Below are 17,328 nucleotides of genomic sequence, written 5' to 3' on the forward strand. Positions count from 1 at the left end.
ACATGAATTCCTTCCGCACATCCCCGTTCCGGAGCGAGTCGGCGTGAAGCGCGCACTGATCACCGGAATCACCGGCCAGGACGGCTCCTATCTCGCCGACCTGCTGCTGGACAAGGGCTACGAGGTCCACGGCATAGTCCGGCGCAGCTCCACCTTCAACACCCGCCGCCTGGACCACATCTACCGCGATCCGCACGACGCCGGGCGCCGGCTCATCCTGCACTACGGCGACGTCAGCGACGCCAGCCGGCTGGTGACCCTGCTGGCCCGCATCCGGCCCGACGAGGTCTACCACCTGGCCGCGCAGTCACATGTGCGGGTGAGCTTCGACGAGCCGGAGAACACCGGCAACATCACCGGGATCGGCACCACCCGGCTGCTCGAGGCCATCCTCATGAGCGCCCGGGACATCCGCTACTACCAGGCCTCGTCCTCGGAGATGTTCGGCGCCACCCCGCCGCCGCAGAACGAGCACACCGCCTTCCACCCGCGCAGCCCGTACGGCGCCGCCAAGGTGTACAGCTACTGGATGACGCGCAACTACCGTGAGGCGTACGGGCTGTTCGCGGTCAACGGCATCCTCTTCAACCACGAGTCGCCCCGGCGCGGCGAGACCTTCGTGACCCGCAAGATCGCCCGGGCGGCGGCGCGCATCAGGAACGGCCTGGAGAAACACCTCTACCTCGGCAACATCGACGCCGTCCGGGACTGGGGATACGCGCCCGAGTACGTCGAGGGCATGTGGCGGATGCTCCAGCGCGACGAGCCCGACGACTACGTCCTGGCCACCGGAGTCGGCTCCACCGTGCGGGAGTTCGCCGAGCACTGCTTCTCCCACGTCGGCCTCGACTGGCGGAGCCATGTGCGCTACGACGAGGCGTATCTGCGCCCCACCGAGGTCGACTCGCTCATCGGCGACGCCTCCAAGGCCCGTACCGCCCTGGGCTGGAGCGCGCGCACCTCCGTCGAGCGGCTGGCCCAGATCATGGTGGACGCCGAGCTCGCCCGGCTCGGGTCGAGCGGCCGGGAACCGGTGTCCGCCCTCCCCTTCGCGGATTCCCGGGCCCACCACGAGCAGACACGGAGCCGGCTGTGACCCCACCACCCGACCGCGCCGCCTGGCGGGCAGCGCTCGACCGGCGCGCGCACACCTCCGGCGTCCGCGGCCTCGCCCAGCGGCTGCGCCACCCGGTCAGGACCACCTTCCCCACCACCCGCGCCCTGCGCGAGCGTCGCCACCGCGGCGAGGGCGCGCCCTCGACCGCGCGGACCTTCTGGGGCCGCGAGATGTCCATCGCGCTCCCCGAGGAGGTGTCCATCTCGCTGCACCGGTACGGGTTCGTGGACTACGACCTCACCGCCTTCCTCCTCTCCCATCTGCGGCCCGGCTCGACCGTGCTCGACGTCGGCGCCCACATCGGCTACTACACGATGTGGGCGAGCGACCTGGTCGGCCCCACCGGCACGGTGGTCGCCTTCGAGCCAACCCCCTCCACGCTCTCGGTGCTGCGGGCCAACGCCGACCGGCTGCCCAACGCCTCGGTGGTGGCCGCGGCGGCCTGGTCCAGGAAGGAGGAACTCGTCTTCTTCGACCACGGCCTCGGCTACAGCGCCTACAACTCCGCCTTCGAGGCACGGCTGCCGGACGCGGTACGGGCCCGGATCCCCTCCGAGCCCTTCACGGTCGAAGCGCTCAGCCTCGACGCCTTCGTACGGGCCGAGGGCCTCGCCGTCGACTTCGTGAAGATCGACACCGAGAGCGCGGAGGCCCACGTCCTGACCGGCATGCACGACCTGCTCCACGAGCAGCGGCCCGTCATCTCCCTGGAGGTCGGCGACCTCGACGTGGCCGGCGCGCCCTCCAGCCGGGAGCTGGTCGACACCCTGACGGCCGCCGGGTACGAGCCGTGGGAGCTGCGCGGCGGAACCCCCGTGCCCCACCGGCCGCAGAAGCACTACGAGTACCAGAACCTGCTCTTCGCACCGGCGGGCCAGTGGCACTCACCCGACACGAGGAGTCCGCATCACCATGCATGACCTGATCATCCGCAACGGCTCGGTGTGCGACGGCTCCGGCATCCCCGCGCGCACCGCCGACGTCGCCGTGGACCACGGTGTGATCACCCGGGTCGGGCGGGTCACCGACCGGGGCCGCACCGAGATCGACGCCGAGGGCCACCTCGTCACCCCCGGCTTCGTCGACATCCACACCCACTTCGACGGGCAGGTCAGCTGGGACCCCCAGCTCACCCCGAGCTGCTGGCACGGTGTCACCTCGGTGGTCATGGGCAACTGCGGGGTGGGGTTCGCCCCGGCCCGGCCCGACCGCCACGACTGGCTGATCGGTCTGATGGAGGGCGTGGAGGACATCCCCGGCGCCTCGCTCTCCGAGGGCATCACCTGGGAGTGGGAGAGCTTTCCCGACTACCTCGACGCGGTGGAGCGCGTGCCCCGGGTGCTCGACGTGGCCGCGCAGGTCCCGCACGGCGCCCTGCGCGCCTATGTGATGGGCGAGCGGGGCGCGGACAACGAGCCGCCGACCGAGGACGATCTGCACCGGATGCGCGCGCTGGTGCGCGAGGGCCTGGACGCGGGCGCCATCGGCTTCTCCACCTCGCGCACCCTCACCCATCTCGCCATCACCGGCGCCCCGGTGCCCGGCACCTTCGCCGCCGAGGACGAGCTGTTCGCGCTCGGCGGGGTGCTCGGCGAGGCCGGGACGGGCGTGTTCCAGCTGGTGCCGCTGGGGGCGGGCGGCGAGAAGGTGGACGACCCGCTCGGCGAGATCACGTGGATGCGCCGCCTGTCGGCCGCCGTCGGCCGCCCGGTCACCTTCGGGCTGTTCCAGAACGACAACGACCGCGACGGCTGGCGGGAGTTGCTCCAGATCGCCGAGGACGCGGTGGCGGACGGGGCCGATCTGCACCCGCAGGTGGCCGGGCGCCCGTTCAGCGTCATCATCAGCCTGGACTCCACCCACCCCTTCCACAAACGGCCCTCCTACAAGAAGATCGCCCATCTTCCCGCTCCCGAGCGCCGGGTGGCGATGCGCGACCCCGCGCTGCGCGAGCGGATCCTCGCCGAACAGCCGGAGAACGCCGACCCGCGCTCCGCGCTCTTCCCGCAGGGCTACGAGCGGCACTTCCCGATGACCGCGACCGCGCCCGACTACGAGCCCGCCGCCGACCAGTCCTTCCACGCCCTCGCCCGGCGCACCGGCCAGGACCCGGAGGCGCTGATCTACGACTTCCTCACCTCCGAGGAGACCAGCGGCATGATCTTCCGCCCGCTCCTCGGCTACACCGAGTACACCCTCGACCCGATCCGCGAGATGCTGCTGCACCCCCAGGCGGTCCTCGGCCTCAGCGACGCCGGCGCGCACTGCCGGCTCATCTGCGACGCCAGCACACCGACGTCGATGCTCACCCACTGGGCGCGCGACCGCAGCCGGGGCGCGCGGCTCCCGCTGGAGTACGTCGTCAGGAAGCAGACCTGGGAGCCCGCGCGGCTGTACGGGCTGCGCGACCGCGGGCTGCTGCGCCCCGGCTACCGGGCCGACGTCAACGTCATCGACCTCGACGGGCTCAGCCTGCGCTCCCCCGAGTTCGTCCACGACCTGCCCGCGGGCGGCGGACGGCTGATCCAGCGGGCGGACGGCTACGCGGCGACGGTGGTCGCGGGCGAGATCACCTTCCGCGACGGCGAGGCGACCGGCGCACTGCCCGGCAGGCTCGTGCGCGGCACCCGCTCGGCCCGGACCGCCCGGTGAGCGCGCCCGGGCGCCGTACCGGTCAGAGGGACAACGAAGGACGTCAAGCTACAGAGGGGACCACGCCGTGACCGACGTTTCCGAAGCGCTCCGGCTCGACAATTCCATGAAGTTGCTCGCCCGCGGCCGTCTCGTGGACGCGACGCTGTCCGAGAAGGACTATGTGATCGAGCGGGACCGGCTGGTGGACGGCGCCTACCCCGTCTACGGCGAGCGGGCCAGGGGCGCCCGCATCTGGGACGCCGACGGCAACGAGTACCTCGACTACATCCTGGCGTACGGCACGATCATCCTCGGGCACGCGGACCCGGTGGTCACCGAGGCCGCGCTGCGCGAGATCGAGGAGGGCTTCTCGATCACCCTGCGCAAGCGGACCCAGATCGAGCTCGCCGAGCGGCTGGTGCAGATCGTCCCGGGCGCCGAGCGGGTGTTCCTGCTCAAGACGGGCTCGGACGCCACCAGCGCGGCGGTGCGCCTGGCCCGTGCCTTCACCGGACGCGACCGGGTGGTGCGCTGGGGCTACAACGGCTGGCACGACTGGGCCGCGCAGCGCCCCGGAGGCATCCCGGACACCGTGCGCACCCAGGTCGACACCTTCCGGTACAACGACCTGGACAGCCTGCGCGAGGTCTTCCGGGCGCACCCCGGCGAGGTGGCCTGTCTGCTGCTGATGCCGTTCGAACTCGACAGCCCCGAGCCCGGTTTCCTCCAGGGCGCGGTCGACCTGGCGCACGAGCACGGGGCGCTGGTGGTCTTCGACGAGATGCGCTCCGGTTTCCGGGTGGCCCTCGGCGGCGCCCAGGAGCTGTTCGGGGTCCGGGCCGACCTGGCCACCTTCAGCAAGGCCATGGCGAACGGCTGGGCGGTGTCCGCGCTGACCGGCCGGGCCGATGTGATGGCCATGGTCGGCCGCACCCACATCTCCTCCACCTTCTACTCCAACACCGTGGCGATGGCCGCGGCGGTCGCCACCATGGACCGGCTCGCCGACGGCAGCGTCCTGGAGCACGTACGGCGCCTGGGCGTCCGGCTCCAGACCGGCCTCGGCGAGCTCATCGGGCGCCACGGTGTCCCGGCCCAGGTGCGTGGCGTGCCGCAGATGCCCTTCCTCACCTTCACCCACCCCGACCCGGCCCGCGCACGGCTCACGCAGGACACGTTCTTCACCAACACCACCCGCAGGGGCGTGCTGCTGCACCCCACGCACCACTGGTTCATCTGCGGCGCCACCACCGACGCGGATCTCGACCACACCCTGGCGGCCTGCGACGAGGCCTTCCGCGCCGCGGCGAAGGTGGCCTGAGCATGGACGCCCAGCAGGCGATGCGGGCCCGGGTACGGGCCGAACTCGCGCAGCAGTTGCAGGAGGAGCCGGGCCTGCCGTGGCTCAGCGACACCGAACCACTGGCACCGGCGGGAGTGGACTCGGTGCAACTCATCGCGGTGATCGGCCAGTTGGAGCAGGAGCTGGGAGTGGCACTGCCCGACGACGCCGTACTGGAGTCGGCGAGCATCAGCTCGCTCGCCACCGCGCTGGCCCGGGGAGCGCGCCGATGAGCGGCACAAGCGCGGTCGCCGTCACCGCACTCGGTGTGTGCGGCCCGGGCGGCGTGGGCGTACCCGCGCTGTGGGAGGCGCTGGCCACCGGGCAGGCGCACCACCCGCCGATCACGGACTTCGACGCCACCGGGGCCACCCTGACCGCCGCGGGCCGGGTGCCCGGCCACACCGGCGGGGACGGCGTCTGGCGGACCCTCGACCTCGCCGAGACGGCCGTCCTGGAAGCCCTGGACGGCGTCGACCGCGAGCGCGTCGCCCTGGTCCTCGGCACCACCGACCCCGGGGTCGTGCCGCCCAGGCCCGGGCACCTCACCGGCGATCTGGCCGGGGCCTGCGCCGAGCGGACCGGGCTCGGCGGCGAGGCCCTGACCATCACCAACGCCTCCGCCTCGGGCGCCGCCGCCATCGCCGTCGCCCGCGACCTGGTGGCGCTCGGCGAGGCGCCCGCGGCCGTGGTCGGCGGCGCCGACGCGGTCACGGACATGGCCTTCCTCGGGCTCAACTCCCTGCGCACGCTCGGCCCGCAGGGCTGCCGGCCCTTCAGCACCGAGCGGCGGGGCATCGGCGTCTCCGAGGGCGCCGCGGTGCTCCGCCTGGAACCGCTCGGCGACGCCGGGCCGGACGCCGCACCCCTGGCCGTCCTGGCCGGCTGCGGGATGACCAACGCGACCGGCCACCTCGCCGCCCCCGGCGCCGACGGCATCGAGCTGGCCGCGCGGCTCGCGCTGGCCGACGCGGACCTCTCCCCCGAGGACATCGACTTCGTCAACACCCACGGGCCGGGCACCCGCCGCGGCGACACCGCCGAGATCGAGGCGCTGCGCGCGGTGTTCGGCCCCCGGCTGTCCGCGATCCCGGTCAACAGCGTCAAGGGCGTCCTGTGGCACCTCCAGGGCGGCGCGGGCGCGGTCGAGGCCATGGCCTGTGTGCTGTCACTGGCGCACGGCGCGGTCACCCCGACTTGGGGCGCCGAGCCGGTCGACCCGCTCTGCGCCGGCCTCGACCTGGTCCTGGAGGACGGCCCCCGGCCGCTGCCCGGCCTGCGGACCGCGCTCAGCGTGTCCTGCGGTCTGGGCGGGATGAACACCGCGCTCGTCTTCCGGAGGCCCTGATGGACGACCAGGTCGTGATCACCGCCGTGGCCTCGGGCGAGGTCGAGACGGCCCAGCTGTGGGAGGCGCACGCGGCGGGCGCCGAGGGCCGGCAGGACGTCAACAAGTGGACGCGGGAACTGCCCGAGCGCATCGCCGAGCTGGCGGGCCACGCCCTCGCCGGGGCGGGAGCCCCCGACGCGGAGGGGACCGCCTGTGTCATCGGCTCGGGGTACGGGGCGGGGCACGTGGCCGAGACCATGCGCGCCCGGCTCGACGCGGGCGCCCGCTCATCGCTGGCACCCGAGTCCTTCCTGTACTTCAACGCGCACGGCGTCACCTCGCTGATCTGTCTGCGCCACCGGCTGCGCGGCTACTGCGCCACCGTCCTCGGCCCGGGCGCGGGCCTCCAGGCCCTCGCCGTCGCACAGCGCCGGCTCCGCCTCGCGGACGAGGGCCCGGTGCTGTGCGGCGCGTACGAGATGCTCAGCCCGGCCGCCGCGCGTGCCATGGGCGGCGGCCCGGTGACCGGCTGGGCGGCGTTCCTGGTCCTGGAGCGGGCCACGCGGGCCCGGGAGCGGGGCGCCCGCGTGCTGGCCCGGCTCGACCCCGTCCGGACGTGCCCGCCGCCGAGGGAGTCGGCCGACGTCCGCGCGACCGCGCCCCTGGCGGAGCTTGCCGAGCTGCTGACCGGCGACGGCGCATCCAGCACGGCGACCGTGACGGTGGCGGGGCGCCGGCACGGCTACCGCTGCACCGCGTACAAGGAGGGATGACCGTGGACGACACACTGGCGGACGTCCTCGCGGGCCACCGCCGCGCCGGGCGCGGCGAGCGCCCGGCCCTGGTGGACCAGCGGCGCACGGTGACATACACGGAGCTTGAGCGCGAAGTCACCCGTCGTGTACGGGAGTTGAGGGGGGCCGGAGTCGGCGCCGGTACCCGGACCGGCGTCGTGCTGACCTCCTCGCTGGAATCGGTGGTCGACTTCGCCGCCGCGACCTCGCTGCACGCGGCCGTACTCGTCCTCCAGGAGCGCGCGGGCGAGGCGGAGCGCTCGGCCGCGCTGGCCGACTTCGGCGCCGAACTCGGCATCGACGCGCTCGGGGTGACCCGGCTGCGGCCGTCCGCGCCCGGCACGGGCGAACCCGCCTTCGCGGTCACCAGCTCCGGCACCAGCGGCCGTCCCAAGGTGATCGCCCGCGAGTGGTCCGGCACCCTGCACAACTCGGCCACGTTCGCACGGGGGCTCGGGATCGACGCCGACGACGTGGTGCTCACCACCAGCCCGCTGGGCCACAGCTACGCGATCGAGGCGGGCACCCTGGCCGTGCTGTCGGCCGGGGCCTGCCAGCTCATCCCGTCCGGGCCGCTCACCCCGGCCCGGGCCGCTGCCCTCGTCGAGCGCCACCGGCCCACCGTCCTGCAGAGCGTTCCGCTGGTCCTGGACTGGTGGGGCCGGGGCGGGGTGGCGCGCGCGGGCTCCTGGAAGCGGTGCGTCAGCGCGGGCGAGGCCCTCCCGGCCCAGGCCGTGGCCGCCTGGCACGCCGCGGACATCGCCGTCCACGACCACTACGGCAACTCCGAGCTCGGCCAGCTCACCCTGCACCCCGCCGGAGGCGGCGGCAGCGTCGGACACCCGCTGTCCGGCGTCAAGCTCAAGGCGGGTGGCGACGAGCCGGGGCCGGTGCTCGCGTGCTTCCCCGGGCTGTCCCCCGTACGGATGGAGGAGGGGCAGGCGGTGCCGCTCACCGACGAGGAGGGGTGGGTCGCCACCGGCGACCTCGGGGTGCTCGACGACGACGGGCTCCGGCTCACCGGCCGCAGCGACCTCCTCATCAACATCGGCGGGAACAAGGTCTCCCCGCTGGAGGTGGAGAACGTCCTGCGGACCCTGCCCGGCGTCGACGACTGCGCCGTGGTGGGGCGGCCGGGGCCCTCCGGCGAGAACCAGGTGTGGGCCTTCGTCGAGGCGGGCGCCGAGGAGTTCGACGCGGCGGCGCTGCGCCGCCGGGCGGCCGAGCACCTGATGACGGTGAAGGTGCCCACGGTGATCCGCCGGGTCGACCGGCTGCCCCGCACGGGCAGCGGGAAGATCCGCCGCGGCCTGCTGATCGAGGAGGGCGCCTGACACACCGCCGGGGTGCTCGTACGCCCCCGGGCGCCGCACCCCCACCCGGCCCACCGACACACCACCGCGCGACAGCAAGAGGGAGAGAAGGACATGACCCACAGTGCCGACGCACAGCCGATCGACCGCGAGCGCGTCATGGAGCTCATCACGACCGTCCTCGCCGAACGCCCCCATCTGCCCGACCGGCTCGACGAGACCACCACGCTCGACGAGATAGGCATGGACTCGCTCGACCTGATCGTGGTCCTCTCCCGCTTCGAGGAGAAGTGGGGTGTGCCCTACAGCGGCGAGGAGACCGACGGAACGGCGTTCGCCAACCTGGGGCACCTGGCCGACACCCTGGTGGCCCGCGCGCGCACGGCGGGGCGAGAGCTGCGGTGACCGCCACGACGACCCCGCGGTTCGACCAGCTGGGGGCGCTGGGGTGGCAGGACCGGGCGCTGGACGGGCTCAACTGCGTACTGCGCTGCGTCGAGTCCGTACTGCACTTCCGGGGCCTGGACCCGCTGGCGGTCGCCCGCGCGCTGAACGGGCCGCTCGACCCGGTGGGCCGCGACCTGGCGAAGGACTTCGACGGCTGCCGGGTGGAGTACCGCACCGAGTTCGACGACGGCGGCCGCAACGTTCCGTTCGTCCTGGAGCGCCTCGGCGCGGGCGAGCCGGTGATGGTGCTGCCGGACCGCTTCCACCTGCCGGGCGATGTGTACGAGGGACGCTTCCACTTCCACGACCACGCGGTCCTGGCGGTGGACTGGTCGGCGGCCGACAGCGTGATGACGGTCCTGGACACCGACGCCGACCCGGCCGACGGCTTCCGCAGGCGCTGGACGCTCACGCCCGACCTGCGGGCCCTGTTCACCTGGGTGGGCACGGTGACCGTCACCGACGCGCCGGATCACCGCGACCCGGGGGAGTACTTCGCCGAACGACTGCACCGCGACACCGCCCTGCTGTCGGTGGGCGCGGACGCCTTCGGCGCCCTCCTCGACGAACTGACCGCGACCGGCCTCGAAGCGGTGACCGCCAGAGCCCTGCACGTGCTGGTACTGGGCGACATCCAGCCGCAGCTGTTCATCTACGCCAACGCCCTCGCCGTGGCCCCCGCACCCGGCGAACCCCTGGCGCTGCCACCGGAGTTGGCGGCGGTGCGGCAGGCGGCCCTCGACGCCCGGGTGCACGCCAAGCGGCTCGGCATCGCGCTGATCGCGGCGCACGAGAAACCGGATCCGCTCGCGGTCTACCCACGCGTCCTGGAGCTGGGCCGGCCGCTGCGCGCCGCGCTCGACCGGTTGCACGCGGCCCTGGTCGCCGCGGGCGGCCGGGAGGGGCCGGCCGATCCGGGTGCGGCCGGCCGGCTGCGCGACCGGTTCGCGCAGATCGAGAGCACCTGCTTCCCCGTACGCGAGGAAGCGGCGCCATGAGCGCCCGGGCGGCCCTGGTGACCGGGGGCTCCGGCCCCCTCGGCCGGGCGATCGCCCACTCCCTGGCCCAGGCGGGGTACGCCGTCGGGGTGCACGCGCACCGCAACGAGGAGGCAGCGGCGGCCGTGGTCGAGGAGCTGCGCGAGGCGGGCGCCGCCGCGCTCGCCCTGACCGCCGACCTGTCCCGCCCGCACAGCGGCGAACACCTGGTGGAGAAGGTCGTGGAGGAGTTCGGCCGGCTCGACGCGCTGGTGGTCAACTCCGGGGTCCACCGCGACCGGCTGCTCCTGAACGTGGCCGAGGACGAGTGGCACGACCAGCTCGCGGTCAACCTCAGCGGCGCCTTCCGCTGTCTGAAGGCCGGGGTGAGGGCCATGACACGGCACGGCGGCGGCCGGGTCGTCCTCGTCTCCTCGGTGGCGGGGCTGCGCGGCCAGCCGGGCCAGGCGGCGTACGCGGCCACCAAGTCCGGGCTGCACGGGCTGGCCTGGACGACCGCCAGGGAGTACGGCCGGTACGGGATCACCTGCAACTGCGTGGCGCCCGGGCTGATCGCCGACACCCCCGCCCACGACGGCCTCAACTCCCGGGCGCGGGAGGGGGTGCTGGAGCGCACCCCGCTCGGCCGGGCGGGCCGGGCCGACGAGATCGCCTCGGTGGTGGCCTTCCTGTGCTCTCCCCCGGCGTCCTACGTCACCGGGCAAGTGATCGCGGTGGACGGCGGGCTGACGACATGAAGGCGACCGACGAGCAGGAGGACATGTGACCGAGCGAGTGTTGTTCTTCCCCTGGGGCTGGGGCGGCGGCGCGGCCTACACCGGCCGCTGTCTCGCCCTGGCCTCGGCGCTGGCCGCGGCGGGCGACGAGGTAGCGTTCGCGGACTGCGGCATCACCACGATGGTGCGCGAGGCCGGCTTCCCGGTCCTGGACTCCGAACCGGAGGCACCCCGCCCGCCCGACCGGCACCCCATGCCGCCGTATCTGCCCTTCGCGGACGTGGAGCGCGTGTTCGCGGTGGCCGCCACCTACCACCGCGCCGAGCGGGTGCGGCGCCGGGTCGCCGCGGACGCCCGGCTGATCGAGGCGTACCGGCCGACCCTCGTCGTCATTGACATGTGCCCCACCGCGGCCCTCGCCGCCCGGGCCGCGGGCATCCCCGTGGTCTCCCTCGCGGACGCCGACTTCATCACCCCCCGGGGGAACGGCTGGATGCCGTGGTCCACGGTCGCGCCGCGCGACCTGCTGCCGCACCCCTCCAGCCTGCCGGTGTGGGACCGGGTCTCGCGCGAGCTGGGGCTCGGCCCGGTGGAGCGCGCCGAGCACCTGCTGTGGGGCGAGGTCACCCTGGTGTCCAGCCTGTCCGCCCTGGAGCCGCTCGACGGGCCGCCGCACCGGGGCACCCTGCACTACGTCGGACCGATGTACTGGAACCCGCCTGCGGTCTCCGACGCACCTCCTCCCCCGCACACCGACCGGCCCAAGGTGTACGTCACCATCGGCAGCGGCGGGACCGTGGGCCGCCAGGCGCTGCAGAACGTCCTGGACGCCTGCGCCGACCAGCCGTGGAGCGTGTACGTGTCCAGCGGCTTCGCCTTCGAGGGCGGCCTCCAGGTGCCCGGCAACGTCGTGGTGGCCGGCTTCACCGGTCTGGACACACCGCTGGAGTGGGCGGACGTGGTGGTCGACCACGGCGGCTCGGCGACCGTGCTCGCCACGCTCCTGCACGGCAAGCCGCAGGTGGTGATGCCGTTCATGTCCGAACAGGAGATGAACGGCCGGCAGTTGGTCGAGGACACCGGCTCCGGGGTGCTGCTGCGGACCAGTGAGACCACCCCGTACGGCCGGCTGGCCTTCGGCGACCGCTACTCGGGCCCGTCCGACCAGCCGTGCGTGCGCACCGGCGACATCCGCAAGGGCATCGCCGAAGTGCTCGGCGACCCCACCTTCACCCGGAGGGCCGAGCACTGGGGTGCCCGGCTGCGCGAGTGCCGTCAGGCGGCGGACCTGGTGGCCCTGGCCCACTCGGCCGTACGGGACACGACGGAGGCGGGCCGATGAGCGCGCAGACGGTCGTCGGGATCGTGGGCTGCGGTCAGATCGGCGCGATGTACGCCGACCACCTCGACACACTGGGCCCCTACCGGGTGGTCTGCGTGGACGCGGACCGCGCCCGCGCCGAGAAACTCGCGCGGGGCGCGGCTTCGCGGACCGTCGCCGACTCGGTGGAGGAGTTGCCGGCCCTCGGCTGTGGCGCGGCGCTGGTGACGGCCGCCACCACCAGCCACCCGGAGCTCGTGGGCGCGTTGATCGACGCCGGGGTGGCGACCCTGTGCGAGAAACCCCTCACCATCGACCTCGCCCGCACCGAGGCGCTGGGCACTCGCGCCGAGGAGCGCGGCGTGCCGCTGTGGGTGGGTTTCCAGCGCCACTTCGACCCGGGCTTCGCCGACCTGCGGGCCCGGACCGCGAGCGGGGAGCTGGGACGGGTGCAGTTGCTCCGGCTGGTCTCGCACGACGTGTCGATGCCGCCCCTGGCCCGGCTGCGCGAGAGCGGCTCGATCTTCACCGATCTGATGCTGCACGACTTCGACATGGTGCGGTGGCTCACCGGCCGCCGGATCGTCCAGGTCGTCGCGGACGGCTCGGCGCTCTCCGGCCCGGGCCTGGCCGACATCGGTGACTTCGACACGGTCACGGCGGCGGTCCGCCTCGACGACGGCACCCTCGCCGCGCTCTCGGCGGGCCGCTGGCAGCCGGTGGGCTATGACGTACGGGCCGAAGTCCTCGGCGAGAAGGGCAATCTGGAGGCCGGGCTGACCGGCGCGCAGCCGCCCGGGGCGGGCAGTGTGGAGACCTCGCGGTTCCGGGGCTACTGGGACCGGTTCGCCCTCGCCTACCGCGAACAGGTCAGGGCGTTCCTGGCCGAGGCCGCGGGCGGCCCCGCCAGCTCGTCGGCGGGCGGCTGGCGCGACTCGTACGAGGCGTTGCGCTGCGCGCTCGCGGCGGAGCGCTCGGCCAGGACGGGTTCGGTGCCGGTGGCGCTCTGACACAGGGGCCGGGGCTCCCTCACACCAACCCCCGCTCGACCCACGGCTGTCGATCCCTGACGGCTGACCCACCACCGCTGGTCCTCGACACCTCCGCGAAGGGAAAACCATGGGCAAGATCCGCGTGGCCATCGCCGGCATCGGCAACTGCGCCGCCTCGCTCGTACAGGGAGTGCACTACTACGCGCAGGCGGACCCCGCCCTGCGCGTCCCCGGTCTGATGCACGTCGAGTTCGGTGGCTACCACGTGCGCGACCTGGAGTTCGTCGCCGCGTTCGACGTGGACGCCAAGAAGGTGGGACAGGACCTCTCCGCCGCCATCACCCGCTCGGAGAACAACACCATCCACATCTGCGACGTCCCACCCACCGGAGTGGACGTCCAGCGCGGGCCCACCCTGGACGGGCTCGGCCACTACTACCGCGAGGCCGTCACGGAGTCGGCCGAGGACCCGGTCGACGTCGTCGCCGTACTGCGCGACACCCGGGCCGACGTCCTCATCTCCTATCTGCCGGTCGGCAGCGAGGAGGCCGACCGCTTCTACGCCCAGTGCGCCCTCGACGCCGGTGTCGCCTTCGTCAACGCCCTTCCGGTCTTCATCGCCTCCGACCCGAAGTGGGCGGCGAAGTTCACCGAGGCCGGGGTGCCGATCATCGGCGACGACATCAAGTCGCAGGTCGGCGCCACCATCACCCACCGGGTGCTGGCCCGCCTCTTCGAGGACCGCGGGGTCCACCTCGAACGCACCATGCAGCTCAACGTCGGCGGCAACATGGACTTCCGCAACATGCTCGAACGCGAGCGGCTGGTCTCGAAGAAGACGTCCAAGACCCAGTCGGTGACCTCGCAGCTCGACCGCACCCTGGGCACGGGCGATGTGCACATCGGCCCGTCGGACCACGTGCCGTGGCTCGACGACCGCAAATGGGCCTATGTGCGCCTGGAGGGGCGCGCCTTCGCGGACGTACCACTGTCGCTGGAGTACAAGCTCGAGGTGTGGGACTCGCCCAACTCGGCGGGTGTCATCATCGACGCCGTGCGCGCGGCCAAGATCGCCCTGGACCGGGGTATCGGCGGTCCGCTGCTCGCGCCGTCGTCGTACTTCATGAAGTCACCGCCCGAGCAGTACCGCGACTCGGAGGCCCATGACGCGGTCGAGGCCTTCATCTCCGCGCCCCCTGCATGACCGAGGAGGAAGAAGGCACCCGTCATGTCCGCTCCCGCCGCCCTGGCGACCGAGTCCGTCCGCGAACGGGACTTCCGGCTGCTGTGGATCGGCAGCGGCATCAGCCAGCTCTGCGGGATGTCGACGGTGGTGGCGTTCCCGCTGCTCGCGGCCCAGACGCTGGGGGCGTCGGTGGGCGAGGTCGGTCTGATCACGGCGGCCGGGTATCTGCCCTGGCTGATCCTCACCCTGCCCGCCGGGGTGTACAGCGGACGGCTGCCGCCACGGACCATGCTGCTGCTCGCCGACCTCGGCCGCGCGCTGATCGTCACCATGGTGCCGATCCTCGCCGCGGCCGGGCAGCTGGCCCTGTGGCACCTCTATCTGTCCAATGTGCTGGTCAGTTGCGCGACCGTGTTCTACGAGATCGTGTATCTGTCCATGCCGCCACGGATGCTGCCGAAGGACAAACTCGTCTACGGCAACATCCGCCTCCAGATCGCCCGCGCCGTCTCGCTCGCCTTCGGTCCCACCCTGGCGGGGTTCACGGTGCAGGTGCTCGGCCCCGAGCACGCCCCGCTGCTCAACTCGGCCGGCTTCGGCGCGTCCGTGACGTGCAACCTCCTGATGCGCACCCACTTCGAGGCCCGCTCCTCGTCGTCCGCCGTCCAAGGCATGTGGGCCGAACTGTCGGAGGCCGTACGGTTCGTCACCCGGCGGCCCGTGATCCTCGCCTCGATCGCCGGCTCGGCCGTCGGCAACTGCTGCTTCGCCGCGTACGAGGCCCTCGTCGTCATCTTCCTGGCCCACGACGTCGGGGTGGCCCCGGGCACCCTGGGCATGCTGCTCGGTTCGGTGGGCATCGGCGGGCTGATCGGGGCGTTCGGCGCTGGCCGCGTCAGCCGCCGCCTCGGCACGGCACGCGCGGTGTGGATCCCGGCCGCCGTCCTCGCCCCGGCGGGGCTGCTGCTGCCGCTCACCCGGCCGGGCCCCGGGCTGGTCCTGTTCATCGGCGGCGCCCTGCTCTTCCACGCCGGCTTCTCCGTGTTCACCGTCGGCCAGGCCACCCTCGTCCAACTGCTGACACCGCCCGACCTGCTGCAACGGACCGTCGCCTGCGTCCGGTTCATCAGTCGCGGCATGCTCTTCTTCGGCGGCCTGGTCGGCGGCGGCCTGGGCACCCTGTTCGGCCCGAGACTCGGGCTGGCCGTCGTGATGTTCCTCTGGCTCAGCGCCCCGCTCATCACCGCGTCCTCGCGACTGCGGTCCTGGCGGGACATCCCTACCGTGGAGTGACCACTCATGTCTGAGACGACCGACATCGTCATCACCACCATCGGTTCCGGGTCGTTCCTGGAGCACTACGCCGACACGCTCGCCGAGACCGGCGCCCGGCTCGTCGTCATCCCCGACCGCAAGACACCGAAGGCGTTCTACGAGGCCTGCGAGAAGGCCCGTGCCCGAGGCGCCGACGTCGTCTCCCCCGACATACCGGAACAGGACCGGCTGCTGGCCCGACTCGGTGTGCCCGACCTCATCCCGTACGACTCCGACAACCGCCGCAACATCGGGTATCTGCTGTCCTACCTCAACGGCAGCGCGATGGCGGTCTCCATGGACGACGACAACCTGCCGGTCGACCGCCCCTTCTTCGACGAGCACCGGGTCGTCCTGCAAGGCCCGGTGCCCCACCGTACGGTGTCGGCGCGCAACGGCTGGTTCAACGCCTGCGACCTGCTCGAAGTGAGCCCCTGCCGGGTCTTCCCGCGCGGTTTCCCCTACGGCCCCCGAACGGCCCCGGCCGAGGTCACCACCACCGAGGAGACGGCCGACGTACGCGTGAACGCGGGGCTCTGGCTGGACGACCCCGATGTGGACGCGGTGACCCGCCTCGCGGTGCGGCCCAGGGTGACCGCCTACCACGGCCAGCCCGCCGTACTGGCGAAGGACACCTGGTGCCCGGTCAACTCCCAGAACACCGCCGTGCACCACGACGCCCTGCCCGCCTACTACTTCCTGCGGATGGGCCAGCCCATCGGCGGAGCCGCGGTCGAGCGCTTCGGCGACATCTTCAGCGGCTACTTCGTCGCCGCCTGCGCCAAACACCTCGGCCACTCGGTCCGCTTCGGCGGCCCCCTGGTCAACCACGAGCGCAATGAACACGACCTGCTCGACGACCTCGCCATCGAACTGCCCGCCATCCGCTTCATGGACGAACTCCTGGCGTGGCTCACGGAGTTCCGGCTCGAAGGCAGCGACTACCGGGAGGCCTACGAGTCCCTCAGCCACGGCCTGGAGGACTTCGCCGAGCAGGCGAGGGGCACGGCCTGGTCCCAGGAGGCGAGGGCGTTCCTGCACCGCAGCGCCTATCTGATGCGGACCTGGCTGAGCGCGGTGCGCCGCGTCGACGGCGGCTGAGGATACGGGTGCGGCGCGGGGGTCCCCTCCAGGGACCGCCCGCGCCGGACCGGTTCGGCTGCCGCTCAGCCCTTCGCGAGGATGGCGTCGACCGTCTCCTCCAGGGTCAGGTCGGAGCTGTCGAACCAGGTGCCCTCACCGGCGAGTTCGCCGCGCAGCGCCTCGTCCAGGAACGACCAGTCGTCCGCAAGCACCTTGTCCCGCTCGGCGACCCGCCGCGAGACGACCTCGGCCGCCGGGGCGAGGACGATCAGCCGCAGCGGCAGGCCCTTCAACTGCTCCCGGTAGTACTCCAGATGGGCCCGCCGCACCACCACGTCGTCGATGACCGCGACGACACCGGCGGCGTGGAAACTGCGGGCCAGCACCGACGCGTTACGGGCCCGCAGCAGCAGTTGGCGGTCCGCCTCCAGGTCCTCCTCCGGCGAGGGCAGATGGCCGCCCGCGACGATGAGGTCCTGGAGGTGGTCGCCCTCGATGTGCGCGCCGAGGGGGAACCGGCGGGCCAGCGCCGCCGACACCGAACTCTTCCCGGACCCGGGAATGCCGATGACGAGAAATACGTCGGAGGCGGGTTCGGAGTCAACGATCTGGCCCTGGAAGGAGGTTTCCGGCATGCTTCCTCTACTCCTTTGTCGCGTTGTCGGCCAACGGCCCGTACGACGGTCCGATATTGCCAGCCCGGTGATCGTAGCAACTGCCGACGATCTGTCCGATCCCCCT

At 72.8% G+C, this 17,328-nt stretch carries 17 protein-coding genes; 16 read left to right on the plus strand and 1 reads right to left on the minus strand.

From position 1 onward, the window contains the following. The first annotated feature begins 43 nt into the window (after positions 1-43). From gmd to ABD236_RS13110, 16 genes are all read left to right on the plus strand, one after another. Complete coding sequence (gene gmd, locus ABD236_RS13035) at positions 44-1,096, plus strand: GDP-mannose 4,6-dehydratase (RefSeq protein WP_344073718.1); 1,053 nt, start codon at positions 44-46, stop codon at positions 1,094-1,096. Beyond that, positions 1,093-2,037, plus strand: coding sequence for an FkbM family methyltransferase (locus tag ABD236_RS13040; protein WP_344073719.1), 945 nt, complete (start codon positions 1,093-1,095; stop codon positions 2,035-2,037). The genes gmd and ABD236_RS13040 overlap by 4 nt, the downstream gene beginning before the upstream one ends. After that, positions 2,030-3,769, plus strand: a complete 1,740-nt coding sequence (locus ABD236_RS13045) for an N-acyl-D-amino-acid deacylase family protein (protein WP_344073720.1) — start codon at positions 2,030-2,032, stop codon at positions 3,767-3,769. Before ABD236_RS13040 ends, ABD236_RS13045 begins: the two co-directional genes overlap by 8 nt. A 67-nt stretch (positions 3,770-3,836) precedes the next feature. After that, on the plus strand, positions 3,837-5,072 hold the full coding sequence (locus ABD236_RS13050) for an aspartate aminotransferase family protein (RefSeq protein ID WP_344073721.1): 1,236 nt from the start codon (positions 3,837-3,839) through the stop codon (positions 5,070-5,072). Between the two features lie 2 nt (positions 5,073-5,074). Then, a complete protein-coding gene (locus ABD236_RS13055) occupies positions 5,075-5,326 on the plus strand; it encodes an acyl carrier protein (protein WP_344073722.1) in 252 nt (83 codons plus the stop codon). After that, positions 5,323-6,441, plus strand: coding sequence for a beta-ketoacyl synthase N-terminal-like domain-containing protein (locus ABD236_RS13060; RefSeq protein WP_344073723.1), 1,119 nt, complete (start codon positions 5,323-5,325; stop codon positions 6,439-6,441). The genes ABD236_RS13055 and ABD236_RS13060 overlap by 4 nt, the downstream gene beginning before the upstream one ends. Continuing rightward, positions 6,441-7,196: a 3-oxoacyl-ACP synthase gene (locus tag ABD236_RS13065; protein WP_344073724.1), complete on the plus strand. Its 756-nt coding sequence runs from the start codon at positions 6,441-6,443 to the stop codon at positions 7,194-7,196. Before ABD236_RS13060 ends, ABD236_RS13065 begins: the two co-directional genes overlap by 1 nt. Continuing rightward, positions 7,193-8,551 carry a class I adenylate-forming enzyme family protein gene (locus ABD236_RS13070; protein WP_344073725.1) on the plus strand — a complete coding sequence of 453 codons (1,359 nt, stop codon included), beginning with the start codon at positions 7,193-7,195 and terminating at the stop codon, positions 8,549-8,551. The genes ABD236_RS13065 and ABD236_RS13070 overlap by 4 nt, the downstream gene beginning before the upstream one ends. Before the next feature lie 93 nt (positions 8,552-8,644). After that, complete coding sequence (locus tag ABD236_RS13075) at positions 8,645-8,935, plus strand: acyl carrier protein (protein WP_344073726.1); 291 nt, start codon at positions 8,645-8,647, stop codon at positions 8,933-8,935. Then, positions 8,932-9,975, plus strand: coding sequence for a cysteine peptidase family C39 domain-containing protein (locus ABD236_RS13080; protein WP_344073727.1), 1,044 nt, complete (start codon positions 8,932-8,934; stop codon positions 9,973-9,975). Before ABD236_RS13075 ends, ABD236_RS13080 begins: the two co-directional genes overlap by 4 nt. Next, positions 9,972-10,712, plus strand: a complete 741-nt coding sequence (gene fabG / locus ABD236_RS13085) for a 3-oxoacyl-ACP reductase FabG (RefSeq protein WP_344073728.1) — start codon at positions 9,972-9,974, stop codon at positions 10,710-10,712. Before ABD236_RS13080 ends, fabG begins: the two co-directional genes overlap by 4 nt. Positions 10,713-10,737: 25 nt before the next feature. Continuing rightward, positions 10,738-12,033 (plus strand): glycosyltransferase, encoded by a 1,296-nt coding sequence (locus ABD236_RS13090; RefSeq protein WP_344073729.1) that lies wholly within the window; start codon positions 10,738-10,740, stop codon positions 12,031-12,033. After that, entirely contained in the window at positions 12,030-13,022 is a 993-nt protein-coding gene (gene hyg17, locus ABD236_RS13095; RefSeq protein WP_344073730.1) for a Myo-inositol dehydrogenase Hyg17, read from the plus strand. The genes ABD236_RS13090 and hyg17 overlap by 4 nt, the downstream gene beginning before the upstream one ends. A gap of 109 nt (positions 13,023-13,131) precedes the next feature. Beyond that, complete coding sequence (locus ABD236_RS13100) at positions 13,132-14,208, plus strand: inositol-3-phosphate synthase (RefSeq protein WP_344073731.1); 1,077 nt, start codon at positions 13,132-13,134, stop codon at positions 14,206-14,208. A 24-nt stretch (positions 14,209-14,232) separates the two neighbouring features. Beyond that, positions 14,233-15,483, plus strand: a complete 1,251-nt coding sequence (locus ABD236_RS13105) for an MFS transporter (RefSeq protein WP_344073732.1) — start codon at positions 14,233-14,235, stop codon at positions 15,481-15,483. A 6-nt stretch (positions 15,484-15,489) separates the two neighbouring features. Then, positions 15,490-16,605 (plus strand): hypothetical protein, encoded by a 1,116-nt coding sequence (locus ABD236_RS13110; RefSeq protein ID WP_344073733.1) that lies wholly within the window; start codon positions 15,490-15,492, stop codon positions 16,603-16,605. A gap of 65 nt (positions 16,606-16,670) precedes the next feature. On the opposite strand, the gene ABD236_RS13115 is transcribed toward ABD236_RS13110, so the two are convergent. After that, on the minus strand, positions 16,671-17,222 hold the full coding sequence (locus ABD236_RS13115; RefSeq protein ID WP_344073734.1) for an AAA family ATPase: 552 nt from the start codon (positions 17,220-17,222) through the stop codon (positions 16,671-16,673). Between the last annotated feature and the right edge of the window lie 106 nt (positions 17,223-17,328).

This window comes from Streptomyces crystallinus (assembly GCF_039521265.1).
GTDB classification, from domain to species: domain Bacteria; phylum Actinomycetota; class Actinomycetes; order Streptomycetales; family Streptomycetaceae; genus Streptomyces; species Streptomyces crystallinus.

Excerpts from the sequence above, each read along its gene's own strand:
- ABD236_RS13045 (WP_344073720.1), top strand. The coding sequence starts at position 2,030 with ATGCATGACCTGATCATCCGCAACGGCTCGGTGTGCGACGGCTCCGGC.
- ABD236_RS13055 (WP_344073722.1), top strand. The coding sequence starts at position 5,075 with ATGGACGCCCAGCAGGCGATGCGGGCCCGGGTACGGGCCGAACTCGCG.
- ABD236_RS13060 (WP_344073723.1), top strand. The coding sequence starts at position 5,323 with ATGAGCGGCACAAGCGCGGTCGCCGTCACCGCACTCGGTGTGTGCGGC.
- ABD236_RS13065 (WP_344073724.1), top strand. The coding sequence starts at position 6,441 with ATGGACGACCAGGTCGTGATCACCGCCGTGGCCTCGGGCGAGGTCGAG.
- ABD236_RS13070 (WP_344073725.1), top strand. The coding sequence starts at position 7,193 with ATGACCGTGGACGACACACTGGCGGACGTCCTCGCGGGCCACCGCCGC.
- ABD236_RS13075 (WP_344073726.1), top strand. The coding sequence starts at position 8,645 with ATGACCCACAGTGCCGACGCACAGCCGATCGACCGCGAGCGCGTCATG.
- fabG (WP_344073728.1), top strand. The coding sequence starts at position 9,972 with ATGAGCGCCCGGGCGGCCCTGGTGACCGGGGGCTCCGGCCCCCTCGGC.
- hyg17 (WP_344073730.1), top strand. The coding sequence starts at position 12,030 with ATGAGCGCGCAGACGGTCGTCGGGATCGTGGGCTGCGGTCAGATCGGC.
- ABD236_RS13100 (WP_344073731.1), top strand. The coding sequence starts at position 13,132 with ATGGGCAAGATCCGCGTGGCCATCGCCGGCATCGGCAACTGCGCCGCC.
- ABD236_RS13105 (WP_344073732.1), top strand. The coding sequence starts at position 14,233 with ATGTCCGCTCCCGCCGCCCTGGCGACCGAGTCCGTCCGCGAACGGGAC.
- ABD236_RS13110 (WP_344073733.1), top strand. The coding sequence starts at position 15,490 with ATGTCTGAGACGACCGACATCGTCATCACCACCATCGGTTCCGGGTCG.
- ABD236_RS13115 (WP_344073734.1), bottom strand. The coding sequence starts at position 17,222 with ATGCCGGAAACCTCCTTCCAGGGCCAGATCGTTGACTCCGAACCCGCC.